Source organism: Streptomyces sp. NPDC014764 (assembly GCF_043082785.1).
In the GTDB taxonomy this organism is placed as follows: Bacteria; Actinomycetota; Actinomycetes; order Streptomycetales; family Streptomycetaceae; genus Streptomyces; species Streptomyces althioticus.
This window is the reverse complement of sequence record NZ_JBIBXY010000006.1, coordinates 183641-205256: the sequence shown is the minus strand read 5'-3', so window position 1 is coordinate 205256 and position 21616 is coordinate 183641. Positions and strand designations below refer to the sequence as shown.

Below are 21616 nucleotides of genomic sequence, written 5' to 3'. Positions count from 1 at the left end.
ACCCCCACTTAGCGTGGACGGAAAGCGGGGACGTCTCCGCTTTCACCGTAGGTCATGCGACGACCCGCGGACACCCCAGGGAAGGAACCCGGTCATGCCGACCGTCCAGGACAAGGTCATCGCGATCACGGGCGCCAGCAGCGGCATCGGCGAGGCGACCGCGCGCCTCCTCGCCGAGCGGGGCGCCCGACTGGTGCTCGGCGCCCGGCGCGAGGACCGGCTGAACGCCGTGGTGGACGGCATCACGGCCCAGGGCGGGACCGCCGCCGGCGTCGTCGTCGACGTCACCCGCCGTGAGGATCTTCGCCGCCTCACCGACACCGCGCTCGAGCGGCACGGACGTCTCGACGTCCTCGTGTCCAACGCGGGCACCATGGCCGTCTCCCCGTTCGACGAGCTCCGCCAGGACGACTGGGACGCCATGGTCGCCACGCACGTCACCGGCCTGCTCAACGGCATCGGCGCGGCCCTCCCCGTCTTCCGCCGACAGGGCACCGGACACTTCGTCAACGTCAGCTCCACCGCCGCCCGCGTCGTCAAGTCGCCCCAGGCCGTCTACGCGGCCACCAAGGCGGCCGTGCACGTCATCTCCGAGGGGCTGCGCCAGGAGTCCGGCCCCGGTCTGCGGGTGACCGTCGTGTCGCCCGGTTTCACCCACACCGAGGGAGTCGGCAAGGGCGCCAGTTCCGAGGCCGCAGCGGCGATGACCCGGATGCGCGACGAGATCGCCATGCCGCCCTCCGCGGTCGCCTCCGCCATCGGCTACGCGATCGAGCAGCCCGCCGGAGTCGACGTCGGCGAGATCGTCGTAAGGCCCACCGCGCAGGCGTGACGGTGGGGGAGCGCGGCCGGAAACGGGCTCCCGCCGGAAGCGGAACCGGCCCCCCGTCCTGGTCGCCCTCTGCGAACCCCGGCTGCGGGACCCCGCCGGCACGGCCCTGCCCGCCGTCGGCGAACTCGTCGACCCGCTGCGCCCGCCGGAGTCCTGCCGGGGCCTGACCCGCGCGGCGGTCGACCACCACATCGACCACCTGGCCCACACCAGGCTCCGCCTCGACCCCGGTGGGCAGAGCGGCGCTTCCGACGGCAGCCGCACCGGCGCCGAGCGCGCCCGCCTCGCCCCCGTCGCCCTGCGCTTCGGACCGGTGCGGGAGGAGGACCTGGCGCTGCTGCCGCGCGCCCGCCCCTGACAACTGTCAGGTACCGGGACGCGCTGACGGCCCGTACGGTCACGGCGACAGGCGGGGCGCCCATGACCGGGGCGCCGGCCGTGACACCGTACGCCAACAGGAAAGAGGGACCATGAGCCGCCGATCGCTCAAGACCCTGCTGGCCGCGGGGGGCGCAGCCGCCGTGATGGCGCTCCTGCCCGCGACCGCCGTCCACGCCGAGCCGTTCTCGGGCGGCAACTACGGGGCCTACGCAAGGGAGGGGCAGTACCCCACGGTCTCCGGCTGTGCGGGGACCTTCCGCCAGGTCGACGCCAGGACCTTCGAGGGCATGGCGCTGAAGTACTACTACTCCGACACGTGCGGCTCGTTCGCGCGCATCGAGAACGCGGGCGCCAACTGCGTGGCCCTGCTGGAGCGTTCCAACAGCGGTGCGGGACGGGCCGACGGCTGAGTCTCCGAGACCGTGGACGCGGGCCTCGACTACGCCTACACGAAGATCGGGAACAACCTGAACGGGCGCGTCTCCCGCGCCGTCCTCGCGTGCAACGGGCACGCACTGGTGAACACCGGCTGGTACTGAGCGCGTCGGGATGCGCGGGGCGCATGACCGAGGGGCGGGCCGGGATCACCGGCCCGCCCCATCCCCCGCTCGAGCGCGCTCGGCAGCCGGGCACGCCCTCGATCCTCTGTCCGCCCTGGAAGTACGGGCTGTTCACCCGGGCGAGACCGCTCCCGGTGAACTCCTGCACGGTGGTCGGTTCGTCCCCACGACGTCCCTGACAGCCGTCAGGAGAGGCCCTGGTGTGAAAACCTCTGGACCGAACCAGACTTGAGCGGCAACCTGCAGAGGACGTTCCCGCCGACCGGAAGGACAGCCGGTGCGACGCAACAGGCTCGGCAAGAGCGACGTGCACGTCACGGAACTGGGCTTCGGAGGCGGTCCGCTCGGCGGGCTGTTCGAGGCGGTCGACGACGACACCGCCGCGAGGGCACTGGAGGAGGCCTGGGACAGCGGCATCCGGTACTTCGACACCTCGCCGCACTACGGCATCGGTCAGTCCGAACGCCGAGTCGGCGCGCTGCTGCGGGGCAGGCCGCGGGACGCGTGGACGCTGTCCACGAAGGTCGGCCGGGTGCTGGTGCCGCAGGACGACGCAGGCGGCAAGGACGAGGCCTTCGAGGTGGCCGCCACCCACCGCCGGGTGTGGGACTTCACCCGCGACGGCGTGCTGCGCAGCGTGGAGGACTCGCTGACACGCATGGGCGTCGACCGGATCGACGTGCTGTACCTGCACGACGCGGAGGAGCACTTCGAGGACGCGCTGCGCGACGGCTACCCGGCTCTCGCCGAACTGCGCGCGCAGGGGACGGTGGGCGCCATCGGCGCGGGGATGTACCACTCGGGCAAGCTGACCCGTCTGGTCGAGGAGACCGACGTCGACGTGGTGATGCTGTCCGGCCGCTACACGCTGCTCGACCACAGCGCGCTGGACGACCTGCTCCCCGCCTGCGAGGCCCGCGGCGTGTCCGTGCTCGCCGCGTCCGTCTTCAACTCCGGCGTCCTCGCCACGCCCCGCCCGTCCGACGGCGCGACCTACGACTACGAACCCGCCGCGCCCCGCACGCTGGAGCGCGCCCGCCGCCTGGCCGCCGTGTGCGAGGCGCACGGCGTCACCCTGCCGGCCGTGGCGATGGACTTCCCGCTGCACCACCCCGTCGTCGCGGGCGTCGTCGTCGGCATGCGGTCCGCCGAGGAGGTACGGCGCAACACCCAGGCATACGGCATGACGGTCCCGGCGGGGTTGTGGGCGGACCTGCGCGGCGAGGGCCTGCTGGACGCGCGGGCGCCCCTGCCTGGTTAGGCAGCGTCTCGTCGGTCACGCCGGAGTGACCCGGCGTCGCGAGCAGTTGGCCGGCTCACGCGGTCGGCCTGTGGTTCGTCAGCGTGCCGGAGTCGCCTGTGACGGCGGCGACACCTCCCACGTCCTCGTGGACACCAAGGGGGACGGGGCCGACCCGGCGACGGCAGTCGGACCGTGGACGCCACCCCTCCCACCTCGAGCAGGCCGCCGAGGCCTCGCCGCGGAGCCCGCACCGTCATCCCGGTCCCCGGCGCGAGCCGTCCCGCGTCGATCCGGGAACTCGGCCCGGGCCACGGAGACCGAACTCGGGGCGGCGGAACCGAAACAACTGGAAGCCCCGCAGCCCGGCCCATGAGCGCCGGTGCCGGCCCGTTCGTCGCTCGCCGCCGCCGAGTGTCCTCTCCGGCCGTCCCGGCCGCGTGACGGCTAGCCTGAGGAGGCCGTCACCCGGCGCCGCGCGGTGCTGCTCGTACGTTCCATGACCGCCGCCCGACAGACCCGACAGACCCGAGGGAGCCGTCGATGACCGTCCGCCGTGTCGTGCCCAACCTCCACTCCGAAGACCCCGCAGAACACGGGGAGTTCTACGGTCTGCTGGGCTTCGAGGAGGTCATGGACCACGGCTGGATCATGACGCTGGCATCACCGTCGAACCCGACGGCGCAGGTCAGCATCATGACGCAGGACGCGACGGCACCGGTCCACCCCGACCTCAGCGTGGAGGTGGACGACGTGGACGCGGTGCACGAGGCCGTGCGGAAGAGCGGTGCGGAGATCGTCCATCCGCTGCAGGACGAGGAGTGGGGCGTCCGCCGCTTCTTCGTCCGCGACCCCGACGGCCGCGTGGTCAACGTCCTCGGCCACCGCTGAGGGGCGGTGACCGGCACGTGCGCGGCGGCCCGTACGATCGACCGGCCGCAGCCCGACGAAAGGGGGCACGATGCCCGGCCAGGTCACCGCAGTGAGCCGTCACGCGACGTACTCGTTCAGCAAGCCCAAAACGACGCCGTGACACTGCTCGCCGGACTGGGAGTCGAGGGGGACGTGCACGCGGGGAAGACGATCCGCCACCAGTTCCGCATGACGTACGAGCCGGAGGCGCCCAACCTGCGGCAGGTCCACCTGATGCACGAGGAACTCTTCGACGAACTCGCGCTCAAGGGCTACGACGTCGCCCCGGGCGGGCTCGGCGAGAACGTCACCACCCGGGGAGTGGACCTGCTGGGCCTGCCCACCGGCGCCCTGCTCCACCTGGGCGACGAGGCCGTTGTCGAGGTGACCGGGCTGCGCAACCCCTGCTCGAAGATCAACGCCTATCGCGAAGGGCTGCTCGGCGAGATGTTCGCGCTGGACCCCGTCATTGGTGAGTTCGTCTTCAAGTGCGGCGTGATGGCCGTCGTGCACCGGAGCGGGACGGTCCGCCCCCAGGACGCCGTACGCGTCGAACTGCCTGCCCTCCCGCACCGCCCGCTCGAACGGGTCTAGGACGCGACGCCGCCGTCGGCGTGGTCACGCCTTGGCCTCCGCCTCGCTGTCCTGGTCCCGGCGCGCCTCGTCGAGCCGGCGGGGGAGCAGCAGCGGGGTGGCCAGGAGCAGGGCGCCCGCGAGGGCGATGGCCGTGCGGGGGCCGGTGAAACTCGCCAGCAGCCCCCAGAGCGCCGTCAGCGCCGCGATCGAAGCCTTGCTGGTCGCCGACCACGCCGACAGCGTGCGGACCACCCGGTCCGCCGGCGTCCGCTCAAGCCGGCGCGTCGAGAACACCGGGTTGAACACGCCCATGCTCGTGATCAGCCCGAACTCGATCACGATCACCAGGACCAGACCCGTCACGCCCGGCCCCACGAACGCCAGCCCGACCGACCAGCAGGCCCGCAGCGTCCCCGCGACCCGCAGCACCCGCCGCTCCCCGAACCGCGCCACCAGCCGCCGTGACAGGCGCGCACCGACCAGACCGCCCAGACACGGCACCGCGAACGCCAGACCGTACTGCCACGGGGCGAAGCCCAGCGGGCCCACCATCAGCACGACCAGCAGCGGCGACGACGCCATGATCAGCCCGTTCACCAGCACCGTGTTGAAGAACAGCGGACGCAGATCACGGCTGCGCAGGATGTACCGCCACCCGTCGAGCAGATCACCGGCCCGCAGCCGGAGCCGTGGGTCCGGCCGGTCGGGCCGCCGGTCGCCGCCGCCCGCCGCGCCCAGCGCTCCGGCCGACAGCAGATAGCTCACGGCGTCGGCGACCACCGTCGTCACCGGACCGAACAGGCCGATCGCCGCACCGCCCAGCGGTGGCCCCAGCATGGTCGCGGTCCACGTCGTCGACTCCAGCCGCCCGTTCGCGCGCAGCAGCTCCTCACGCGGCACGACGTCCTTCACGTACGCGCCGACCGCCGCCTGGAACGTGATGTCGGCCGCCGCCACCGTCACCGACACCACGAGCAGCTGAGCCACGGTGAGCGCGTCGAGGGCGTACGCGAGAGGCACGCTCAGCAGCACCACGCACCGGACGAGGTCCGTCGCGATCATCACCGGGCGCTTGCGGCGGTACTCCACCCAGGGGCCGAGCGGCACCGACAGCACCGCGCCGACCGCGGGACCGACCGCCGCCAGCAGCGACACCTGGGCCGGACCGGCGTGCAGCACCAGCAGGGCGACCAGCGCGAACGCGTCGAACGCGAACCGCGTGCCGAAGGTGCTGACCCCGTACGCCGTCCACAGCCACCCGAACCGCCACGCCGCCGACCGCCGCCCGCCCATCCGCCCCCCGCTCCCGCCGGCCCCGTCCCCTGCGGCCGCCGGGGACCGGCCCATCCAAGCGAGCCGGGCCGCGGCGGGCAAACCGGACCGGTTTACTCCCGGCGCGGCGGGCTACGCGGGCCTCAGGGGGAGGCCCGCGACCGCATCCGCGACCGCGACCACGCACCGGGAGGTGCCCCATGACCACGCGCGTACGCGACGTGATGTCCGCGCACATCACCTCCGTCGAGCCGATGACCTCGCTGACGCGGGCGGCGCGGCTGATGCGCGAGCAGAACGTCGGTGACGTCCTCGTCGCCTACGACTGCGATCTGTTCGGCGTGCTCACCGACCGCGACATCGTGCTGCGGGGCGTCGCCGAGGGGCACGACCCCGAGGCCACGAACGTCGGCTCGCTGTGCACCCGCCCGCCGCTGGTGACGCTCGACCCGGACGACACGACCGACCACGCCGTCGAGCTGATGCGGGAACACGCCGTGCGGAGGCTGCCCGTGGTGGAGCACGGCGGCTGCCCTGTGGGCGTGGTCAGCCTCGGCGACCTCGCCGCCGAGGTCGACCCGCACTCCGCGCTCGCGGACATCAGCCGCGCGACGCCCACCCGCTGAACGGGGCGGCCGGGCTCAGCCGTCCACGGTCACCGCGCACGACCAGCCGTACGGCCCCGGCGACAGCCGCAGGTCGTCCCAGCCGACGTCCGTCGGCATCTCCCCGGTGACCCGCACGTCCGCAAGGCCCGCCACCGCGAGCCGCACGTCCAGACCGCCCTCGGCCTCGTCGGCCTCCACGTCCACCGGCACCTCGCCGTACGCCTCCAGCCGGTACAGGATCTCGTCGAGCAGCGCGGCCAGCAGGTCCTCGTCGCTTCCCTCGGCCAGCCGGATGCGGTCCACCCCGGTCGGTCTGACGCCGGACACGTCGGCGAAGCACTCCACCATCGCCACCACCGCCTCGGCCAGGCAGTGCTCGCGGCTCGCCGCCCAGGCCTCGATGCGTACGTCGTCCTCCTGCGCCACCGAGCGGTGCCCGCTGCGGTCCCGCCGCGGCGCCTGACCCGGCTCACCCGTGTCACCGACCATGCACCACGACTGCCCGAGCGCACGCACCCCATGCCCCGCGGCGGTGCTTCACGCACCGGGGGAAGGGGTACGCGGGTGCCGACCGGGTCGTGACCGCTCGGAGGGAGGGCACCGGCATGCGGTTCCGTGACCGCCGGCAGGCCGGCCGCGAACTGGCCGCGCGGCTGCGGGAGAGGCAGGACGCCGGCGACCTGCCCGACCCCCTCGTGCTGGCGCTGCCCCGCGGTGGAGTCGCCGTCGCAGCGGAGGTCGCCGAGGCGCTCGGCGCGCCCCTCGACGTCCTCGTCGTCCGCAAGATCGGCGCGCCCCGCCACGAGGAGTACGGCGTCGGCGCCATGGCCGGCGACGGGGTGCCCGTGTTCGACGAGGACGCCGTGCGCGGCCTGGGGCTGACGCGGGACGACCTGGCGCCCGTCGTCGAACGGGAACGCACCGAGCTGGCCCGGCGCGAACGGCTCTACCGGCAGGGCAGGCCCGCGCCCGACCCGCGCGGCCGCACGGTGGTCGTCGTCGACGACGGCCTGGCCACCGGCTCCACGGCGCGCGCCGCCCTGCGTGCCCTCCGCGCCCGCGACCCCGTCCGCATGATCCTGGCCGTCCCGGTCGCCTCCCCGTCGGGCGCCGCGGCCCTCCGCCCCGAGACCGACGACCTGATCGCCCTCCACGAACCGGCCGCCTTCATGGCCGTCGGCCAGTGGTACGACGAGTTCGACCAGCTGACGGACGAGGAGGTCCTGGGCGCGCTGCGCCGGCACCGGCCGTAGCTCGCCCCGACGCCGTCAGCCGCTCGGGTTCAGGGCCCGTCGTGGCGGCTGCTCGAGGACCCGCCGGGGTGTGACGGGGCGGCCGGGCGGCGTGCCGACGCCGGTCGCTCCGCGCTGTGGTGCGCGCGCCGCGGGCATCGTGCGCGGGGTCGCCGGGTCCCTCCTGAAGGGCCGGGTGACGGGGGACCGGCCTGAGGGTGCCGAGCCCGGCTCAGATCACCCCGTCCGCCCGTAGCGCCTCGATGTCCTCGGGTGTGCGGCCCAGGGCGCGCAGGATCGTTTCGGTGTGTTCGCCCACCGCCGGCACCGGATCCATGCGGGCCGGAAGACCCGCGAGGTCGGCGGGTGGGAGAAGCGCGTCCGCCGTGCCGCCCGGCACCCCGATCTCAAGCCACCTGCCGCGTGCCGCCAGCACCGGGTGGTCGAGGAACGCCGCGACGTCGTTCACCCCCGCGCAGGCGATGCCGATCGCCTCCAGGTCCTTCAGCAACTCTTCCGCGTCGTCACGGGCGCACCGTCCCGCCACGATCGCGTTCAGTTCGTCCCGGTGCGCCACACGGTCCGGACCCGTCGCGAACCGCGGGTCGTCCGTCAGCTCGGGCCGGCCGAGGAAGTCCCGGCACAGCGCGGCCCACTCGCGTTCGTTCTGGATGGAGAACAGCACCTCGCGCCCGTCCGCCGCCCGGAACGTGCCGTACGGGGCGATCGTCGCGTGCTGGGTGCCCAGCCGGGGCGGCTGGGTGCCGCCGTACCGGGTGTAGTAGGCGGGCTGCCCCATCCACTCCGCCAGCGCCTCGAACAGGGACACCTCGACGGGGTGCACCTCGGCGGTGGTGGCGCGCGTGTAGAGGGCGGTGAGGACACCGCTGTACGCGTACATCCCGGCGGCGATGTCGGCGACGGAGATGCCCGTGCGGGCGGTCTCCTCGGGGGTGCCGGTGAGCGACACCAGGCCCGTCTGGCACTGCACCAGCAGGTCGTAAGCCTTGCGGTCGGCCCAGGGCCCGGTCGTGCCCCAGCCGGAGATCGTGCAGGGGATGAGCCGCGGATGGCGGCCCGCCAGGTCGTCCGCGGCCAGGCCGAGCCGGCCGGCCGCGCCCGGGGCGAGGTTCTGCACGAACACGTCGGCGTCCGCCAGCAGTTCGTGCAGGATATCCAGGCCCCGCGGATCCTTCAGATCGAGGGTGAGGGACTCCTTCGACCGGTTGATCCACACGAAGTAGCTGGACGTGCCGTGCACGGTGGTGTCGTAGCGCCGGGCGAAGTCGCCCTCACCCGGCCGTTCCACCTTGATCACCCGGGCGCCGAGGTCGGCCAGCTGCCGGGTGGCGTAGGGCGCGGCCACCGCCTGCTCCACGGTCACCACCGTCACCCCGGACAGGGGGAGTCTCCGCACGTCCACGCCTCCTGTCCGCACCCGGGTGCGTCGGTCGCCGGCCTCCCTCGGCCGGTAAGCGATCACTACGCGATTAGTACGACCCAGGCGAACCGCCTGTCAACGCCTGCCCTCACCGCCCGCCCGGCGCGGGCACGTCGGCGGGGCGGCTGCGCGACACGACGCGCATGCCGCGCGCGTCCACCGCGCGCACCTGGAGCGACCCGCAGCCGCAGCGCGTCCACACCGTGCTGCCCGACGCGGTGGCGTGCCGCGAGACGACCTGGAACGGCTCCGCGTGGTCCGGCCACCCGCAGTAGGGGCAGGCGGTGCCGGTCGTCCCCGTGGTGCCGGTCGTGCTGGTCATGGCGACTCCTTGGATTCCCACGTGCTCGACGTGACTCGTGTGCCTGCTGTCGGTCGCGACACACCAAGAGTGCGCCGTCGGTTATGTTCACGTCCAGGTTGACTTTGTGTACGACACCGTGAAGCGTCGACTTCATGATTGACCTGCGCCGGCTCCACGTCCTGAGGGCGGTCGCCCACTACGGCACGGTCACCGCGGCCGCCCGCGCCCTCCACTTCACGCCCTCCGCGGCCTCCCAGCAGATCCGCCAACTCGCCCGCGACCTCGGCGTTGACCTGCTGGAGCCTCAGGGGCGTGGGGTGCGCCTCACCCCGGCCGCCGAGAGCCTGCTCGCGCACGCCGACGCCATCCAGGCCCGCTGGGACCAGGCCGAGCTCGATCTGCGCGCCGACCACGGCGACCCCGCCGGGGTGCTGCGGGTGACCGGGTTCCCGGTGGCCGTCTCGGTGCTGCTCGCGCCGTTGGCGGCCCGGCTCGGCGAGCGGCACCCGCGGCTGTCGGTCCGGATCACCGAGGCAGTCGTTCCGGCCATCTTCGACCTGCTCTTCGAGGGCGCCGCCGATCTGGCCGTGGTGGAGTCCACCCCGCTCAACCCGCCGATGAGCGACACGCGGTTCGACCAGCAGCCCCTGCTGGACGACCCGTTCGACCTGGTGGTGCCGGAAGCGCACGCGCTGGCCGCGCGGGAGCGGGTCGACCTGGCCGAGGCGGCGCACGAACCGTGGATCGCCCCGGTGCCGGAGAGCCCGTGCCGGCTCCAGGTGATGGCTGCGTGCGGCGCGTCCGGCTTCGCCCCGGAGGTCGTCCACCACGCGGGCGACTGGGACGCCACGGCGCATCTCGTGGCCCACGGCCTCGGCGTGGCCCTGATCCCGCGTCTGGCGCACGTCACCCCGCACCTGCCGGTCACCCGCGTCCGCTGCGCGGGCGAGCCGTACCGAAGGCTCCTCACGGCCACCCGCACCGGCGGCCACGCCCGCCCGGCCGTCGAGGCGGCCCTCCGGGAACTACGCGAACTCGCACCCACGGCGCTGGTCTGACGCCTGACGGCGTCGGCTGGGGGCGTTCTCGTGCACCGCACGACGGTCCTGGTCCGGCGTCGGGACGGTTCTCACCCGCCGCCCGACGGCGCTTGCCTGGAGCGCGGTTGCCGCTCGCCCCTCGTCCGACGACGCTCGCGTGACGTCCGAACGGCGCTCGCGCCGCCCGACGGGCGTGACGGCGGACCGCGAGCCGACCCGTAATGCCGTGCCGTCGGACCGGACAACGGGGGAGACTGGCGTGGTGGATCAGCTTCAGGAGATCGTGGCGTTGGCCAGCGGTGTGCTGGGCGGGGATGTCATCGGCGTCTACCTTCACGGGTCAGCTGTGCTCGGTGACCCCAGGCCGGCCAGCGACGTGGACGTGCTCGTCGTCTCCCGACGGTCGATGGACGAGCGGCAGCGACAGGCGCTCCTCGATGGACTGCTCAAGATCTCCGGCTCTCGGAACGAGGTCCGCCCGGTCGAGCTCATCGTGGTCGTCCAGTCCGGGGTCCAGCCATGGCGATACCCTCCGACCTGCGACTTCCTTTACGGCGAGTGGCTGCGAGCCGAGTACGAGGCAGGGGAGGTCCCCCGGCCGGAGCCGATGCCCGATCTGGCCCTGCTGATCACCATGGTGCTGACGGGCGACCACCCCCTCACCGGCCCGCGGCCGGCACAAGTCCTCGGTCCCGTCCCGCACCCTGACCTGGTCCGGGCGAGCGTGGCAGGCATCCCCGACCTGCTGGACAACCTGGACGGCGACACCCGCAACGTCCTGCTGACCTTCGCACGCATCTGGACCACGCTGGCCACCGGCCGGATCAGGTCGAAGGACGCTGCCGCCGACTGGGCCCTCGCCCGGCTTCCGCCCGAACACCGCCCTGTCCTGGAGCACGCCAGGCAGCTCTACCTCAACTGCCGCTACTCCGAAGAAAGCTGGAGCAAGACGTTGCGGGCCCAGGTACGTCCGCATGTGGACCGCGTGCTGGCCGAGATCGATCGATTGAGCACCCGGAGCTAGCGGACACACGACCGCTTCCTCAGCTCCTCATCGCTGGGAGTGTTACGGCCGTGCTGGTCACAGCCACTCGTCGATGACAGCGACCAGCACGGTCGCTTCATGGCGGACGGTGGGTTTGTCGTACCTCGTTGCCGCGGCCCGGTGTCGTTCGAGGCGATCGATCCCGCACTCCACCGCGTGGCGCCGGACAGGTCTCAGGAGCCGTTCGTCGCCCTCCGCCCCGGTGCCCCCACCCGCAACCCGTCCATGACGAGGTCGAACAACCGGGCCGCCCGCGGCTGCCAGTCGCTTGCGGGGTCGAGCTGCCAGAGGCCGCCGAGGGCGAGGATCAGGTCGTCGGCGGTCACGCCGGGCCGGATCGCCCCGGACTCCTCGCACGCCCTCAGGAGGCGGTTCGTCGCGAGCAGCAGCGAGTCGTGGCCGGGTTTCGCCGGCCCGTTCGGGGCGCTGGTGGCCTGCCGGATCGCGTCCGCGAGGCCCGCCTTGGTCATGCCGAACCGGGCCAGCCGGTCCATCCACTCCCGCAGCGCCCGGTCGGGCTCCCGCGTGCACAGCAACTGGTCCGCGCTGTCGGCGACCTGCCGCAGCTCGTGCCGGTAGATCTCCATGACCAGCGCCTCACGGCTGGGGAAGTTCCGGTAGAACGTGCCCTGTCCGACGCCCGCCTTCTTGGCGATCACGCTCAGCGGGGTGTCGGCCGACCGCGTCAGCTCGGTGACGGCGACGGCCAGGATGCGCTCGCGGTTGCGCTGCGCGTCCGCCCGCTGGGGCGTCTCCGTGCTCCGGGACGCGTCCTTGTGCTCGCCCACCGGTCCTCCTCCCGGGCCGTGACCGAAACCCGTCCTTGATAAGCGGACAGCTGTCCACTACGTTCTGAGTAACGGACAGCTGTCCGCTTCCGGTCCATCGTATCGGCGGACCCGGGCGGCTCGGGACGGCCCTTCCGCATGCCCCGCGCCACCGTCGCGTCCGCACGACCGCGCACGTCACACCTTCCCGCAGTCAGCACGCCCCGCACAGAGACACGACCACGTCCGCCTGCCCGCGTGAAAGAAGGCCGTCCATGACGCCCCCCACGTCGTCCAGCACCGTGACCCTGAACATCAACGGCGAGAAACACACTCTGACCGTCGACCACCGCACCACCCTGCTCGACGCCCTGCGCGACCGCCTCGACCTGACCGGCACCAAGAAGGGCTGCGACCACGGGCAGTGCGGCGCCTGCACCGTCCTCGTCGACGGCCGCCGCACCGTCTCCTGTCTGCAACTGGCCGTCGCCTCCGAGGGCCGTGAGATCACCACCGTGGAGGGCGTCGCCGAGGGGGACCGGCTCCACCCGGTGCAGCAGGCCTTCCTCGACCTCGACGGCTACCAGTGCGGCTACTGCACCCCGGGCCAGATCTGTTCGGCCGTCGCCGTCATCGAGGAGCACGCCGCCGGCTGGCCCAGCGCCGTCACCGCGGACATACGGCCGGAGGCCGGTCCACCGCCCCTGACCACCGAGGAGATCAAGGAACGCATGAGCGGCAACCTCTGCCGTTGCGGCGCCTACGGCCAGATCGCCCAGGCGGTCGCCCGTGCCGCCGCCGAGGCGTCCACCGACAAGCTCACCGAGGAGACCGCCGTATGAGGGAGTTCGACTACCGGCGCGCCGACGACGTCACCGGCGCGGTCGCCCTGCTGGACGCCGACCCGGACGCCCGCTACCTCGGCGGCGGCACCAACCTCGTCGACCTGATGAAGAACGGCGTCGAGACGCCCGTCCGGCTCGTCGACGTCCGCTCCCTCCCGCTCGACCGGATCGAGGCCGGCGACGACGGCTCCGTACGCGTCGGCGCGACCGTCACCAACAGCGACCTCGCCGCGCACCCGCTGGTCCGCGACCGCTACCCTGCGCTCACCCAGGCCGTGCTGGCCGGCGCCTCCGGCCAGCTCCGCAACATGGCCACCGTCGGCGGCAACCTGCTCCAGCGCACCCGCTGCGGCTACTTCACCGACATCACCCGGCCCTGCAACAAGCGCGAACCCGGCAGCGGCTGCCCGGCCGTCGAGGGGGAGCACCACAACCACGCCGTCCTCGGCGCCTCCGAGCACTGTGTGGCCGTCCACCCCTCCGACATGGGCGTCGCGCTCACCGCCTTCGACGCCGTCGTCTCCTGGCGGACCGCCGACGGCACAGGCGAGGCCCCGCTGACCGACTTCTACCTGCCGGTCGGCGACACCCCGCACCGCGAGACCGCGCTGCCGCCCGGCGCGCTCATCACCCACGTCACGCTGCCGCCCGCCCGCGTCGCTGCCCGCTCGCGCTACCTCAAGGTCCGCGAACGCGCCTCGTACGCCTTCGCGATCGGCTCGGTCGCCGCCGCGCTGGAGGTGGCCGACGGCGTCGTCTGCGACGCCCGCCTCGCCCTCGGCGCGGTCGCCTCCCGGCCCTGGCGGGCCCACCTCGCCGAACGGATCCTCGTCGGCGCGCCCGCCACCGCCGAGTACTTCGCCGCCGCCGCCGACGCCGAACTCGCGGCGGCCCGGCCCCTGCCCCACAACGGCTACAAGGTGACCCTCCTGCGCAACCTCGTCGTGGCCGTGCTGACCGAACTCGCCGAGGAGACCTCCCGATGACCGTCGCACCCCAACGCCCCGCCGTGCCCGGCCAGGTCGGCACCGCGCACACCCGCGTCGAGGGCCGCGACAAGGTCACCGGCGCCGCACGCTACGGCGGCGACATCCCGTTCGCCGGGCTCGCCCACGGCATGCTCGTGCTGTCCACGGTGGCCCGCGGCCGGATCCGGTCGGTCGACACCGGCCCGGTGCTCGCCATGCCGGGCGTCCTCACCGTCCTCCACCACGGCAACGCCCCCAGCCTGAACAGCGACTACGTCGGCATGCTGGGCGTCCCGCCGGACCCGACCGCCGTCGTTTTCCAGCACGACCGCGTGCCGCACGCCGGCTGGCCCGTCGCCCTCGTCGTCGCCGAGACGCCCGAGCAGGCGCGGGCGGCGGCCGACGCCCTCACCGTCACGTACGAGGAGGAGCCGCACGACGTCGCGCTCTCCGCGGACCGGCCCGACGCCTACGCCGCCGACGGGCACATGCCCGGCACCACGGAGAAGGGCGACCTGGAGGCCGAACTCGCCGCCTCCGCGCACGTGTTGGACGCGGAGTACACCACGCCCGAGGAACACCACGCCATGATGGAGCCGCATGTGGCGACGGCGTGGTGGGACGGCGGACGGCTCGACGTCGTCGACTCCGACCAGGGCATCACCTGGGTCGCCGACGAACTCGCCCGCATGTTCTCCCTCGACGTGTCCGCGGTGCGGGTCCGCTCCGAGCACGTCGGCGGCGGCTTCGGCAGCAAGGGCGTCCGCCCGCCGCAGGTGGCCGCCGCGATGGCCGCCGCCGAACTGGGCCGCCCGGTGAGGGTGTCCCTGACCCGGCGCCAGATGTTCTCCGTCACCGGCTACCGCAGCCCCACCGTGCAGCGCGTCCGCCTGGGCGCGGGACCCGACGGGCGGCTGCGCGCCCTGGAGCACACCTCGCTCAACCAGACGTCCACGGTCTACGAGTTCGTCGAGCCGGGCGCGGGCGTGGCCCGCACGATGTACGACGCCGTCGCGCACCGCACGGAGAACCGCGTCGTACGACTGGACGTGCCGTCCCCGACGTGGATGCGGGCGCCCGGCGAGGCGCCGGGGTCGTTCGCGCTGGAGTGCGCCCTCGACGAACTGGCCGAGAAGTGCGGCGTCGACCCGATCGAACTGCGGCTGCGCAACGAGCCGGAGACCGGGCCGGTCAGCGGGCTGCCGTTCGCCGGACGCAACGTCGCCGCCTGCTTCCGCGAAGGCGCCCGCCGCTTCGGCTGGGATGCCCGAGACCCGCGCCCCGGCGTGCGCCGCGACGGACGGTGGCTGGTCGGCACCGGCACGGCCGCCGCCTCCTTCCCCGCGGGCACCCTGCCGTCCACGGCCGCGGTGACCGCGGAGCCCGACGGCACCTTCACCGTCCGCATCTCCGCCTCCGACATCGGCACCGGGGCGCGCACGGCGCTCACCCTGATCGCCGCCGACGGACTGCGGGTGCCGTCGGAGCGGATCGACGTACGCCTCGGCGACAGCGACTTCGGGCCGTCGGGCATCGCCGCCGGCTCCATGGGGACGCGCTCCTGGGGCTGGGCGGTCGCGGCGGCCGCCGAGGAACTGCGCGAACGCCTCGTGCCGGGCGGCGAGTTGCCCCCGGAGGGCATCACCGTACGGTCGGACACGACCGCGGCGATCGCGGCCCTGGCAGCGAAGGAACGGCACACCTGGGGCGCCCAGTTCGCCGAGGTCGCCGTCGACGTCACCACGGGCGAGGTACGGGTGCGGCGGATGCTCGGCGTCTTCGCGGCCGGCCGCATCGTCAACCCGCTGACCGCCCGCAACCAGCTCGTCGGCGGCATGACCTGGGGCATCTCCATGGCCCTGCACGAGGAGGCGGTGCGCGACCCGGCCTCCGGCGCCCTCTACGGCCCGGACCTGGCCGGTTACCACGTCGCCACCCACGCCGACGTGCCCCCGGAGGTCGAGGCCGTCTGGGTCGACGACCACGACCCCGACGACCCGGTCGGCATCAAGGGCATCGGCGAGGTCGGCATCGTGGGCGCGGCGGCCGCCGTCGCCAACGCGGTGTGGCACGCCACGGGGGTGCGGCACCGCGGTCTGCCGATCCGCCCGGACCGGGTGCTGCGGGCGGGGGGTACGGATGCTTGACCTCGCCGACGACCTGCGGCGCTGGCTGGCGGAGGGCAGGGAGTTCGCGGTGGCCACGGTCGTCTCCGTGGGCGGAAGCGCGCCGCGCGGCCCCGGCGCCGCCCTCGCCGTGGACGGCGACGGCACGGTGATCGGCTCGGTGTCCGGCGGCTGCGTCGAGGGCGCGGTGTACGACCTGTGCCAGGAGGCCCTCGCGGACGGGCGGGCGAGGACGGAACGGTTCGGCTACAGCGACGAGGACGCCTTCGCGGTCGGCCTGACCTGCGGCGGCACGATCGAGGTGCTGGTCACGCCGGTCGGCGCGGGCAGCCCCGTCCGGCCGGTGCTGGAGTCCGCCCTCGCGGACCTGCCCCGGGGCGGGCCGGGCGCGCTGGCGTGGGTCACGGACGGCCCGGCGGACCAGCTGGGCCGCGTGCTCCTCGTACGCCCCGACGGCACGTACGAGGGCGGCCTCGGCGGCGCGGCGGAACTGGACCGCGCCGCTGCCGCCGCGGCCCGTGACCTGCTGGACGCGGGCAGCACGGGAACGGTCACGGTCGGACCGGGCGCGGACGCCTACTGCGCAGGACGCCCGACCCTCTTCGTGCAGTCGTCCGTGCCCCCGCCCCGCATGATCGTGTTCGGCGCGATCGACTTCGCGGCGGCGCTGGTACGGGTGGGGGCCTTCCTGGGCTACCACGTCACCGTGTGCGACGCGCGGCCCGTGTTCGCGACCAGGGCCCGTTTCCCCGAGGCGGACGAGGTCGTCGTCGACTGGCCGCACCGCTATCTGCGCACCACGCGGACCGACGCCCGCACGGTGCTGTGCGTGCTGACGCACGACGCCAAGTTCGACGTGCCGCTGCTGGAGGTGGCGCTGGGGCTGCCGGTCGCGTACGTCGGAGCGATGGGCTCCCGCCGCACCCACACCGACCGCCTGCGCCGCCTGCGGGAAGCGGGGGTGGGGGAGCGGGCCCTGTCCCGCCTGCGCTCCCCGATCGGCCTCGACCTGGGCGCCCGCACCCCCGAGGAGACGGCGCTCTCCATCGCGGCGGAGATAGTGGCGACACGCCACGGGGGCACGGGAGCGCCCCTGACGACGACGACCACGCCGATCCACCGGCAAGGGCGGACGGCTCCGACGGCGGCATGACCGAAACCCGTCCGGGGGCCGCCCCGGACGGGTTTCGGATTTCGTACTTGAGGGGAGCGCTCGCGGCCTGCCCGCTTCTGTCAGCGCCGCAGCCTCTGTTCGTCCTGGCGGGCGGCGACACTTCCCGGCACTCAGGGCATCAGGCTCTCTCACTCACCCGTCAGGGGAGCGGCCGAAGGCAGGGATACGGGCAGCAGGCGCCTTCGTGTCTCGACCTCCGCGGGCGTGATCTCGCACAGTCCCGGCAGCATCTTGATGATGGCCGCAGCGAGGATGTGCTCGCCCGTGGAGATCCGCGGCGCCACCCCGAGTGATCGCGTGCGGAGCAAGGCGCCCTCGATGACCGTGTTGAACAGCATGGCGATGTCCATATGGGTCACACCGGGTCGTAGCCGTACGCCGTACGCCGTACGCCGTGAGCAGGGCCTCGTACAGCGTGGCCCAGACCTGAAGCATCTCGCTCTCGATCCGGGCAACGGCCACGCGAATGGTCGGCTTGTGAGGGAGGGCAGCTTCTAGGAAGGTTTGCAGGGCGACGACGGGGTCCTCCACACTGGAAGCCATCTCGACCTCCACCCCGGCGCGGATGAGCTCGCCCAGCGGCATGGACTGCGCGTGGCCGACCAGTTGCTGCTGAGCCTCGAGGATTCTTCTCAGCGTGGGGCCGCTGCGGAAGATGTAGGCCAGTAAGTCCTCGATGTAGGCCTCCTGGTGGCCCCAGGTATCACTCCACCTCTGCCTGTCCAGTGCCTCCGCCAGGCCTTGGTCCGGGATCAACCGAGCGGCCAAGCGCATCAACTCCTCGCCACCGAGGTTACGGAACAGACGTCGCTCGGCCGTCGCTTCCCCCTTCAGATGGTGCTGGTGCAGCAGGTACGCGCCTAGCTCGCAGAACGCGCGTGTCCGTCCGTCCCTGGCCCACTCCGCCCGAGTCCTGGCCGTGCGACTGACCCGGACCCGGGTGAAAACGGAGGCGAGGTCTTCCTCCGGGGACCCTGCCCATCGGGACGACCACATCTCCCACGTCCACTGTGTCGCCATGCCATACCCCCTGCGCCTCGGGCCGGTAACGCCCCCACACTGCTCGAGTCAAGGGCCATTGTGGATGGCCACGTCGATTCTCATCCCCCAGTGTGCTCGCCCGATCGCGTCCCGGGGCGGCGAACAGCAACGGCCCCTGACGAAAAGGCGGACGCGTCGGAAACTGACGAATCGGCTGCTACGTCAGCGACTTGGGCAAGGAGAGCCGCCATGAAACCGTTTCGTCGGCACAAGGTGCCGGCCGCCCGCACGGCCGGCACAGCCCTCAACGCTCCCTGGCGGCACAACCGTGCGAAGGGATCGAGCTGATGAATGTATACGCACTGGTGGTGCTGCTGGTGGCCATCATGGCCGGGTGGGGCCTGCTCACAGCGGGGGCCTCGCCGGCCGAGGCGTTCGGTGGTGCTGTCGCGGTGGCTCTACTCATTGACCATCTGCTGGAACGTCCGTAACCCGTGCAGCACCCCTGGGACACCCTGAACCGAGCTCCTCGGTAATTTCCCAGGCCGGCGGCTTCTACGGTGCTTTCGTCGTTGCGTGTACGTCACAGGGGTCGGCCTGCTGTGTGCGCCGGCAGGGTCGTTGGGCGAGGTACGTGGTTCTCGGCATGGCGAAAGGGCCGGAAGCTCTTGGCTTCCGGCCCCTTCGGGGTGTGTCGTCAGGCGGCGGCCTGCTCGCCGTCGACCAGGGCGTGCAGGCGGTTGAGGACCTCCGCCAGCTGCTCGGCGACCTCGGTGTCGTCCGCCGGGTGGGTCTCGGCGAAGCGGGTCACGGAGCCGGGGATGGCCAGCTTGAGGTCCTCGACGACCTTGCCGCCGGCGATGCCCACCGCCTTGCGGGTCTCGTCCTGCGCCCAGACGCCGCCGTACTGGCCGAAGGCGGTGCCGACCACGACGACCGGCTTGCCGCCGATGGCGCCGGCGCCGAACGGCCGGGACAGCCAGTCGATGGCGTTCTTCAGCACGGCCGGGATGGTGCCGTTGTACTCGGGGGTGAAGAGCAGCAGCGCGTCCGCGGCCGCAGCGGCCTCGCGCAGCTGGGCGGCGGCGGCCGGCACGTCGCCCTCGACGTCGATGTCCTCGTTGTAGAACGGGATCTCCGCCAGTCCCTCGTACAGCGCGATCTCGACGCCCTCGGGCGCGAGCTTCACCGCGGCCTCGGCCAGCTGACGGTTGTGCGAACCGGCGCGAAGGCTGCCGACGAGGGCGAGGGTGCGAACAGACATGAGGAAACTCCAGGGGGTGGACTATGACCTGAGACACAATGCGGACCGGAGTCCGCTTTGCAGTTGTAGCACTTCAACCGGACCACGGTCCAGTTTCATTCCCGATGCTTTACGCTGGCTTCATGTCCGCCGTGCCGCCGCCCGCCCCGATCCCTCAGGAGCCCGTCGAGCCCCCGCAGCTGCTGCAGCTGGGTCTCGACGACGAGCCCTGCCTGCGCGCCGACGCCGCCCGCAACCGGGCCCGGCTGCTGGAGGCGGCCGCCGGACTCGTCGCGGCGCGCGGCGCCGACGCCGTCACCATGGAGGAGGTCGCTGCCGCGGCCGGTGTCGGCAAGGGCACCGTCTTCCGCCGCTTCGGCGACCGTACGGGCCTGCTCATGGCCCTCCTCGACCACAGCGAGAAGAAGCTCCAGGCCGCCTTCCTCGGCGGCCCGCCGCCGCTGGGTCCGGGTGCGCCCCCGGCCGAACGGCTGCGCGCCTTCGGCCGCGCCGCCCTGCGCCGCACCGTCGAGGACCTGGAGCTCCAGCTCGCGGCCGAACCGGAGGCGGGCCGCCGCTTCACCGTCCCGCCCTACCGGGTGCGGCACCACCACGTCGCGCTGCTGCTGCGCCAGGCGGTCCCGGACGCCGACTGCGACGTGCTCGCCCACACGCTGCTCGCCCAGCTCGACCCCGCCCTGATCCACCACCTGATGCACCAGTGCGGGCTGCCGCCCCAGCGTCTCGAGGACGCCTGGACCGACCTCGTCGACCGGATCACCGGGACCCCCGCCTGACCTCCCCGAACACACCCGTGCGCATTCTCAACTCCCCCGCATGAAGGGCGCGTTACGGCTTCTGCGAAGATGCCGTACGTCATGGTGCAGATACCGAACCCGCCCGCGCCCGCGCCCCCCGCACCGACGCGCTCCGTGCCGACGAGCGCCGATGTGGCCCGCCTGGCCGGCGTCTCGCGCGCGACCGTCTCCTACGTGCTGAACAACGCCCGCGCCGTCCGGATCAGCGAGCCCACCCGCCGCCGCGTCCGTGAGGCCGCGCGTGAACTCGGGTACGTCCCGCACGCGGCCGCCCGCAGTCTGCGCGCCGGACACAGCCGCATGGTCCTGATGCCCGCGCCCGCGTTCCCCGTGGGCCCGCTGTACAGCAGGTTCATCAACGAACTGCAGGCCGCGCTGAGCCTGCTCGACTACACGGTCGTCCAGTACGGCACCGTCGGCGTCCACGACGACGAGGCCGCCCGCGCCTGGGCGGAGCTGCGACCGGTCGCCGTGCTCGTGCCCGGCTCCGGGCTCGGGCCGCGCGGCGTCGAGGTGCTCAAGCGCTCCGGGGCGCGGGCCGTCGTCACCCTCGGCCCCGAGACCGTGGAGGGCGCACACGCGCTGCTCATGGACCACGACGTGGTCGGGTACAGCGCAGGCGCCCACCTGTTCGACACGGGGCGCCGCCGGATCGGCGTGGTCGTGCCGGGGGAGCGGGGCCTGGACACGTTCTCCGCGCCGCGGCTCGCGGGGGTACGGGCCGCTGTGCGCGGCACGGACGCGACGGTGACCGCGCTGCCGCTCTCACACGACGAGGAGTCGGCGGCGTCGCTCGCCGCGCGCTGGCGGGAGCTGGGACTCGACGGGGTGTTCACGTACAACGACGAGTACGCGATGCTGCTGATGCGGGCGCTGCAGGACGAGGGGATCCGCATCCCCGAGGAGACGGCGGTGGTCGGTGCGGACGACCTGATGCTGGGGCGGCTGCTGCGGCCTCGGCTCAGCACGGTCCACCTGGAACTGCCGTCCGGCCAGGAACTGGCGGATCTGGTCGACCGCGCGGTCCAGGACCCGTCGGCGTCGCCGGAGACGCACAAGGTGCTGGGCGCGAGGGTGATCCGCCGAGACTCCACCTGACGGCTTCCCGCGACACGCGGGCAGTCCTGCCGCTGGGGCGGCACGGGTGGGCGCGACGGCACCCCGCAAGCGCCGGGCTGCGCACCGTCCCCCGGCCCAGGCTGCCCACCTCGCTGCCGTGGGCACGACGGCACGATCCGCTCGGCGCGACCG

At 73.2% G+C, this 21616-nt stretch carries 22 protein-coding genes and 2 pseudogenes; 17 read left to right on the top strand and 7 right to left on the bottom strand.

All coding sequences use genetic code 11. The features are described 5' to 3' along the window. The first annotated feature begins 94 nt into the window (after nt 1-94). The 6 genes and pseudogenes from ACF1AG_RS17405 (at nt 95) to ACF1AG_RS17380 (ending at nt 4519) form a co-directional block, all read left to right on the top strand. Entirely contained in the window at nt 95-832 is a 738-nt protein-coding gene (locus tag ACF1AG_RS17405; protein ID WP_359606164.1) for an SDR family oxidoreductase, read from the top strand. Between the two features lie 55 nt (nt 833-887). Then, nucleotides 888-1190: pseudogene (locus tag ACF1AG_RS17400) on the top strand (serine/threonine protein kinase); the annotation flags it as partial. Nucleotides 1191-1302: 112 nt separating this feature from the next. Continuing rightward, entirely contained in the window at nt 1303-1623 is a 321-nt protein-coding gene (locus ACF1AG_RS17395; RefSeq protein WP_391809983.1) for a hypothetical protein, read from the top strand. A 427-nt stretch (nt 1624-2050) separates the two neighbouring features. Next, nucleotides 2051-3034: an aldo/keto reductase gene (locus tag ACF1AG_RS17390; RefSeq protein WP_359606160.1), complete on the top strand. Its 984-nt coding sequence runs from the start codon at nt 2051-2053 to the stop codon at nt 3032-3034. Between the two features lie 522 nt (nt 3035-3556). Then, the gene (locus ACF1AG_RS17385; RefSeq protein ID WP_359606158.1) at nt 3557-3904 is read left to right on the top strand and encodes a VOC family protein; all 348 of its coding nucleotides are present in this window, start codon (nt 3557-3559) and stop codon (nt 3902-3904) included. 70 nt (nt 3905-3974) lie between these two features. Further along, nucleotides 3975-4519, top strand: a pseudogene (locus tag ACF1AG_RS17380) (MOSC domain-containing protein). 24 nt (nt 4520-4543) lie between these two features. Here the strand turns inward: ACF1AG_RS17380 and ACF1AG_RS17375 are convergent. Further along, entirely contained in the window at nt 4544-5794 is a 1251-nt protein-coding gene (locus ACF1AG_RS17375; protein WP_391809982.1) for an MFS transporter, read from the bottom strand. A gap of 179 nt (nt 5795-5973) precedes the next feature. On the opposite strand from ACF1AG_RS17375, the gene ACF1AG_RS17370 reads away from it, so the two are divergent. Then, nucleotides 5974-6399, top strand: a complete 426-nt coding sequence (locus ACF1AG_RS17370; RefSeq protein ID WP_359600562.1) for a CBS domain-containing protein — start codon at nt 5974-5976, stop codon at nt 6397-6399. A gap of 15 nt (nt 6400-6414) precedes the next feature. Here ACF1AG_RS17370 and ACF1AG_RS17365 read toward each other — a convergent pair whose 3' ends face one another. Next, nucleotides 6415-6870: an archease gene (locus ACF1AG_RS17365; protein ID WP_359600564.1), complete on the bottom strand. Its 456-nt coding sequence runs from the start codon at nt 6868-6870 to the stop codon at nt 6415-6417. A 116-nt stretch (nt 6871-6986) separates the two neighbouring features. Between ACF1AG_RS17365 and ACF1AG_RS17360 the strand changes: the two genes are divergently transcribed. Beyond that, nucleotides 6987-7634: a phosphoribosyltransferase family protein gene (locus ACF1AG_RS17360; RefSeq protein ID WP_359600566.1), complete on the top strand. Its 648-nt coding sequence runs from the start codon at nt 6987-6989 to the stop codon at nt 7632-7634. A gap of 211 nt (nt 7635-7845) precedes the next feature. On the opposite strand, the gene ACF1AG_RS17355 is transcribed toward ACF1AG_RS17360, so the two are convergent. Continuing rightward, the gene (locus ACF1AG_RS17355; protein WP_359600568.1) at nt 7846-9036 is read right to left on the bottom strand and encodes a CaiB/BaiF CoA-transferase family protein; all 1191 of its coding nucleotides are present in this window, start codon (nt 9034-9036) and stop codon (nt 7846-7848) included. 106 nt (nt 9037-9142) lie between these two features. Continuing rightward, nucleotides 9143-9376: a hypothetical protein gene (locus ACF1AG_RS17350; protein WP_359600570.1), complete on the bottom strand. Its 234-nt coding sequence runs from the start codon at nt 9374-9376 to the stop codon at nt 9143-9145. 134 nt (nt 9377-9510) lie between these two features. Here ACF1AG_RS17350 and ACF1AG_RS17345 point away from each other — a divergent pair, with 134 nt between their 5' ends. Both ACF1AG_RS17345 and ACF1AG_RS17340 read left to right on the top strand, forming a co-directional pair. Beyond that, entirely contained in the window at nt 9511-10416 is a 906-nt protein-coding gene (locus tag ACF1AG_RS17345; protein WP_359600572.1) for a LysR family transcriptional regulator, read from the top strand. Between the two features lie 241 nt (nt 10417-10657). Beyond that, entirely contained in the window at nt 10658-11422 is a 765-nt protein-coding gene (locus ACF1AG_RS17340; protein WP_387795195.1) for an aminoglycoside adenylyltransferase family protein, read from the top strand. Nucleotides 11423-11616: 194 nt separating this feature from the next. Here the strand turns inward: ACF1AG_RS17340 and ACF1AG_RS17335 are convergent, their stop codons facing one another. Further along, nucleotides 11617-12231 carry a TetR/AcrR family transcriptional regulator gene (locus tag ACF1AG_RS17335; protein ID WP_359600574.1) on the bottom strand — a complete coding sequence of 205 codons (615 nt, stop codon included), beginning with the start codon at nt 12229-12231 and terminating at the stop codon, nt 11617-11619. A 254-nt stretch (nt 12232-12485) separates the two neighbouring features. On the opposite strand from ACF1AG_RS17335, the gene ACF1AG_RS17330 reads away from it, so the two are divergent. From ACF1AG_RS17330 to ACF1AG_RS17315, 4 genes are read left to right on the top strand one after another with little or no spacing between them, the layout of a single operon-like run. Further along, entirely contained in the window at nt 12486-13052 is a 567-nt protein-coding gene (locus ACF1AG_RS17330) for a 2Fe-2S iron-sulfur cluster-binding protein (protein WP_359600575.1), read from the top strand. Next, nucleotides 13049-14041 carry a xanthine dehydrogenase family protein subunit M gene (locus ACF1AG_RS17325; protein WP_359600577.1) on the top strand — a complete coding sequence of 331 codons (993 nt, stop codon included), beginning with the start codon at nt 13049-13051 and terminating at the stop codon, nt 14039-14041. Before ACF1AG_RS17330 ends, ACF1AG_RS17325 begins: the two co-directional genes overlap by 4 nt. Further along, on the top strand, nt 14038-16170 hold the full coding sequence (locus ACF1AG_RS17320; RefSeq protein ID WP_359600579.1) for a xanthine dehydrogenase family protein molybdopterin-binding subunit: 2133 nt from the start codon (nt 14038-14040) through the stop codon (nt 16168-16170). The genes ACF1AG_RS17325 and ACF1AG_RS17320 overlap by 4 nt, the downstream gene beginning before the upstream one ends. Continuing rightward, the gene (locus ACF1AG_RS17315) at nt 16163-17302 is read left to right on the top strand and encodes an XdhC/CoxI family protein (protein ID WP_359600581.1); all 1140 of its coding nucleotides are present in this window, start codon (nt 16163-16165) and stop codon (nt 17300-17302) included. The genes ACF1AG_RS17320 and ACF1AG_RS17315 overlap by 8 nt, the downstream gene beginning before the upstream one ends. Before the next feature lie 149 nt (nt 17303-17451). Here the strand turns inward: ACF1AG_RS17315 and ACF1AG_RS17310 are convergent, their stop codons facing one another. Next, nucleotides 17452-17661: a hypothetical protein gene (locus ACF1AG_RS17310; protein ID WP_391809981.1), complete on the bottom strand. Its 210-nt coding sequence runs from the start codon at nt 17659-17661 to the stop codon at nt 17452-17454. Between the two features lie 990 nt (nt 17662-18651). Between ACF1AG_RS17310 and ACF1AG_RS17305 the strand changes: the two genes are divergently transcribed. Next, nucleotides 18652-18795 carry a hypothetical protein gene (locus tag ACF1AG_RS17305; RefSeq protein ID WP_359600585.1) on the top strand — a complete coding sequence of 48 codons (144 nt, stop codon included), beginning with the start codon at nt 18652-18654 and terminating at the stop codon, nt 18793-18795. Nucleotides 18796-19001: 206 nt separating this feature from the next. On the opposite strand, the gene ACF1AG_RS17300 is transcribed toward ACF1AG_RS17305, so the two are convergent. Beyond that, on the bottom strand, nt 19002-19568 hold the full coding sequence (locus ACF1AG_RS17300) for an NADPH-dependent FMN reductase (RefSeq protein ID WP_359749030.1): 567 nt from the start codon (nt 19566-19568) through the stop codon (nt 19002-19004). A gap of 122 nt (nt 19569-19690) precedes the next feature. On the opposite strand from ACF1AG_RS17300, the gene ACF1AG_RS17295 reads away from it, so the two are divergent. Both ACF1AG_RS17295 and ACF1AG_RS17290 read left to right on the top strand, forming a co-directional pair. After that, entirely contained in the window at nt 19691-20344 is a 654-nt protein-coding gene (locus ACF1AG_RS17295) for a helix-turn-helix domain-containing protein (protein ID WP_359600589.1), read from the top strand. 81 nt (nt 20345-20425) lie between these two features. Next, nucleotides 20426-21463: a LacI family DNA-binding transcriptional regulator gene (locus ACF1AG_RS17290; protein WP_391809980.1), complete on the top strand. Its 1038-nt coding sequence runs from the start codon at nt 20426-20428 to the stop codon at nt 21461-21463. Nucleotides 21464-21616 lie beyond the last annotated feature (153 nt).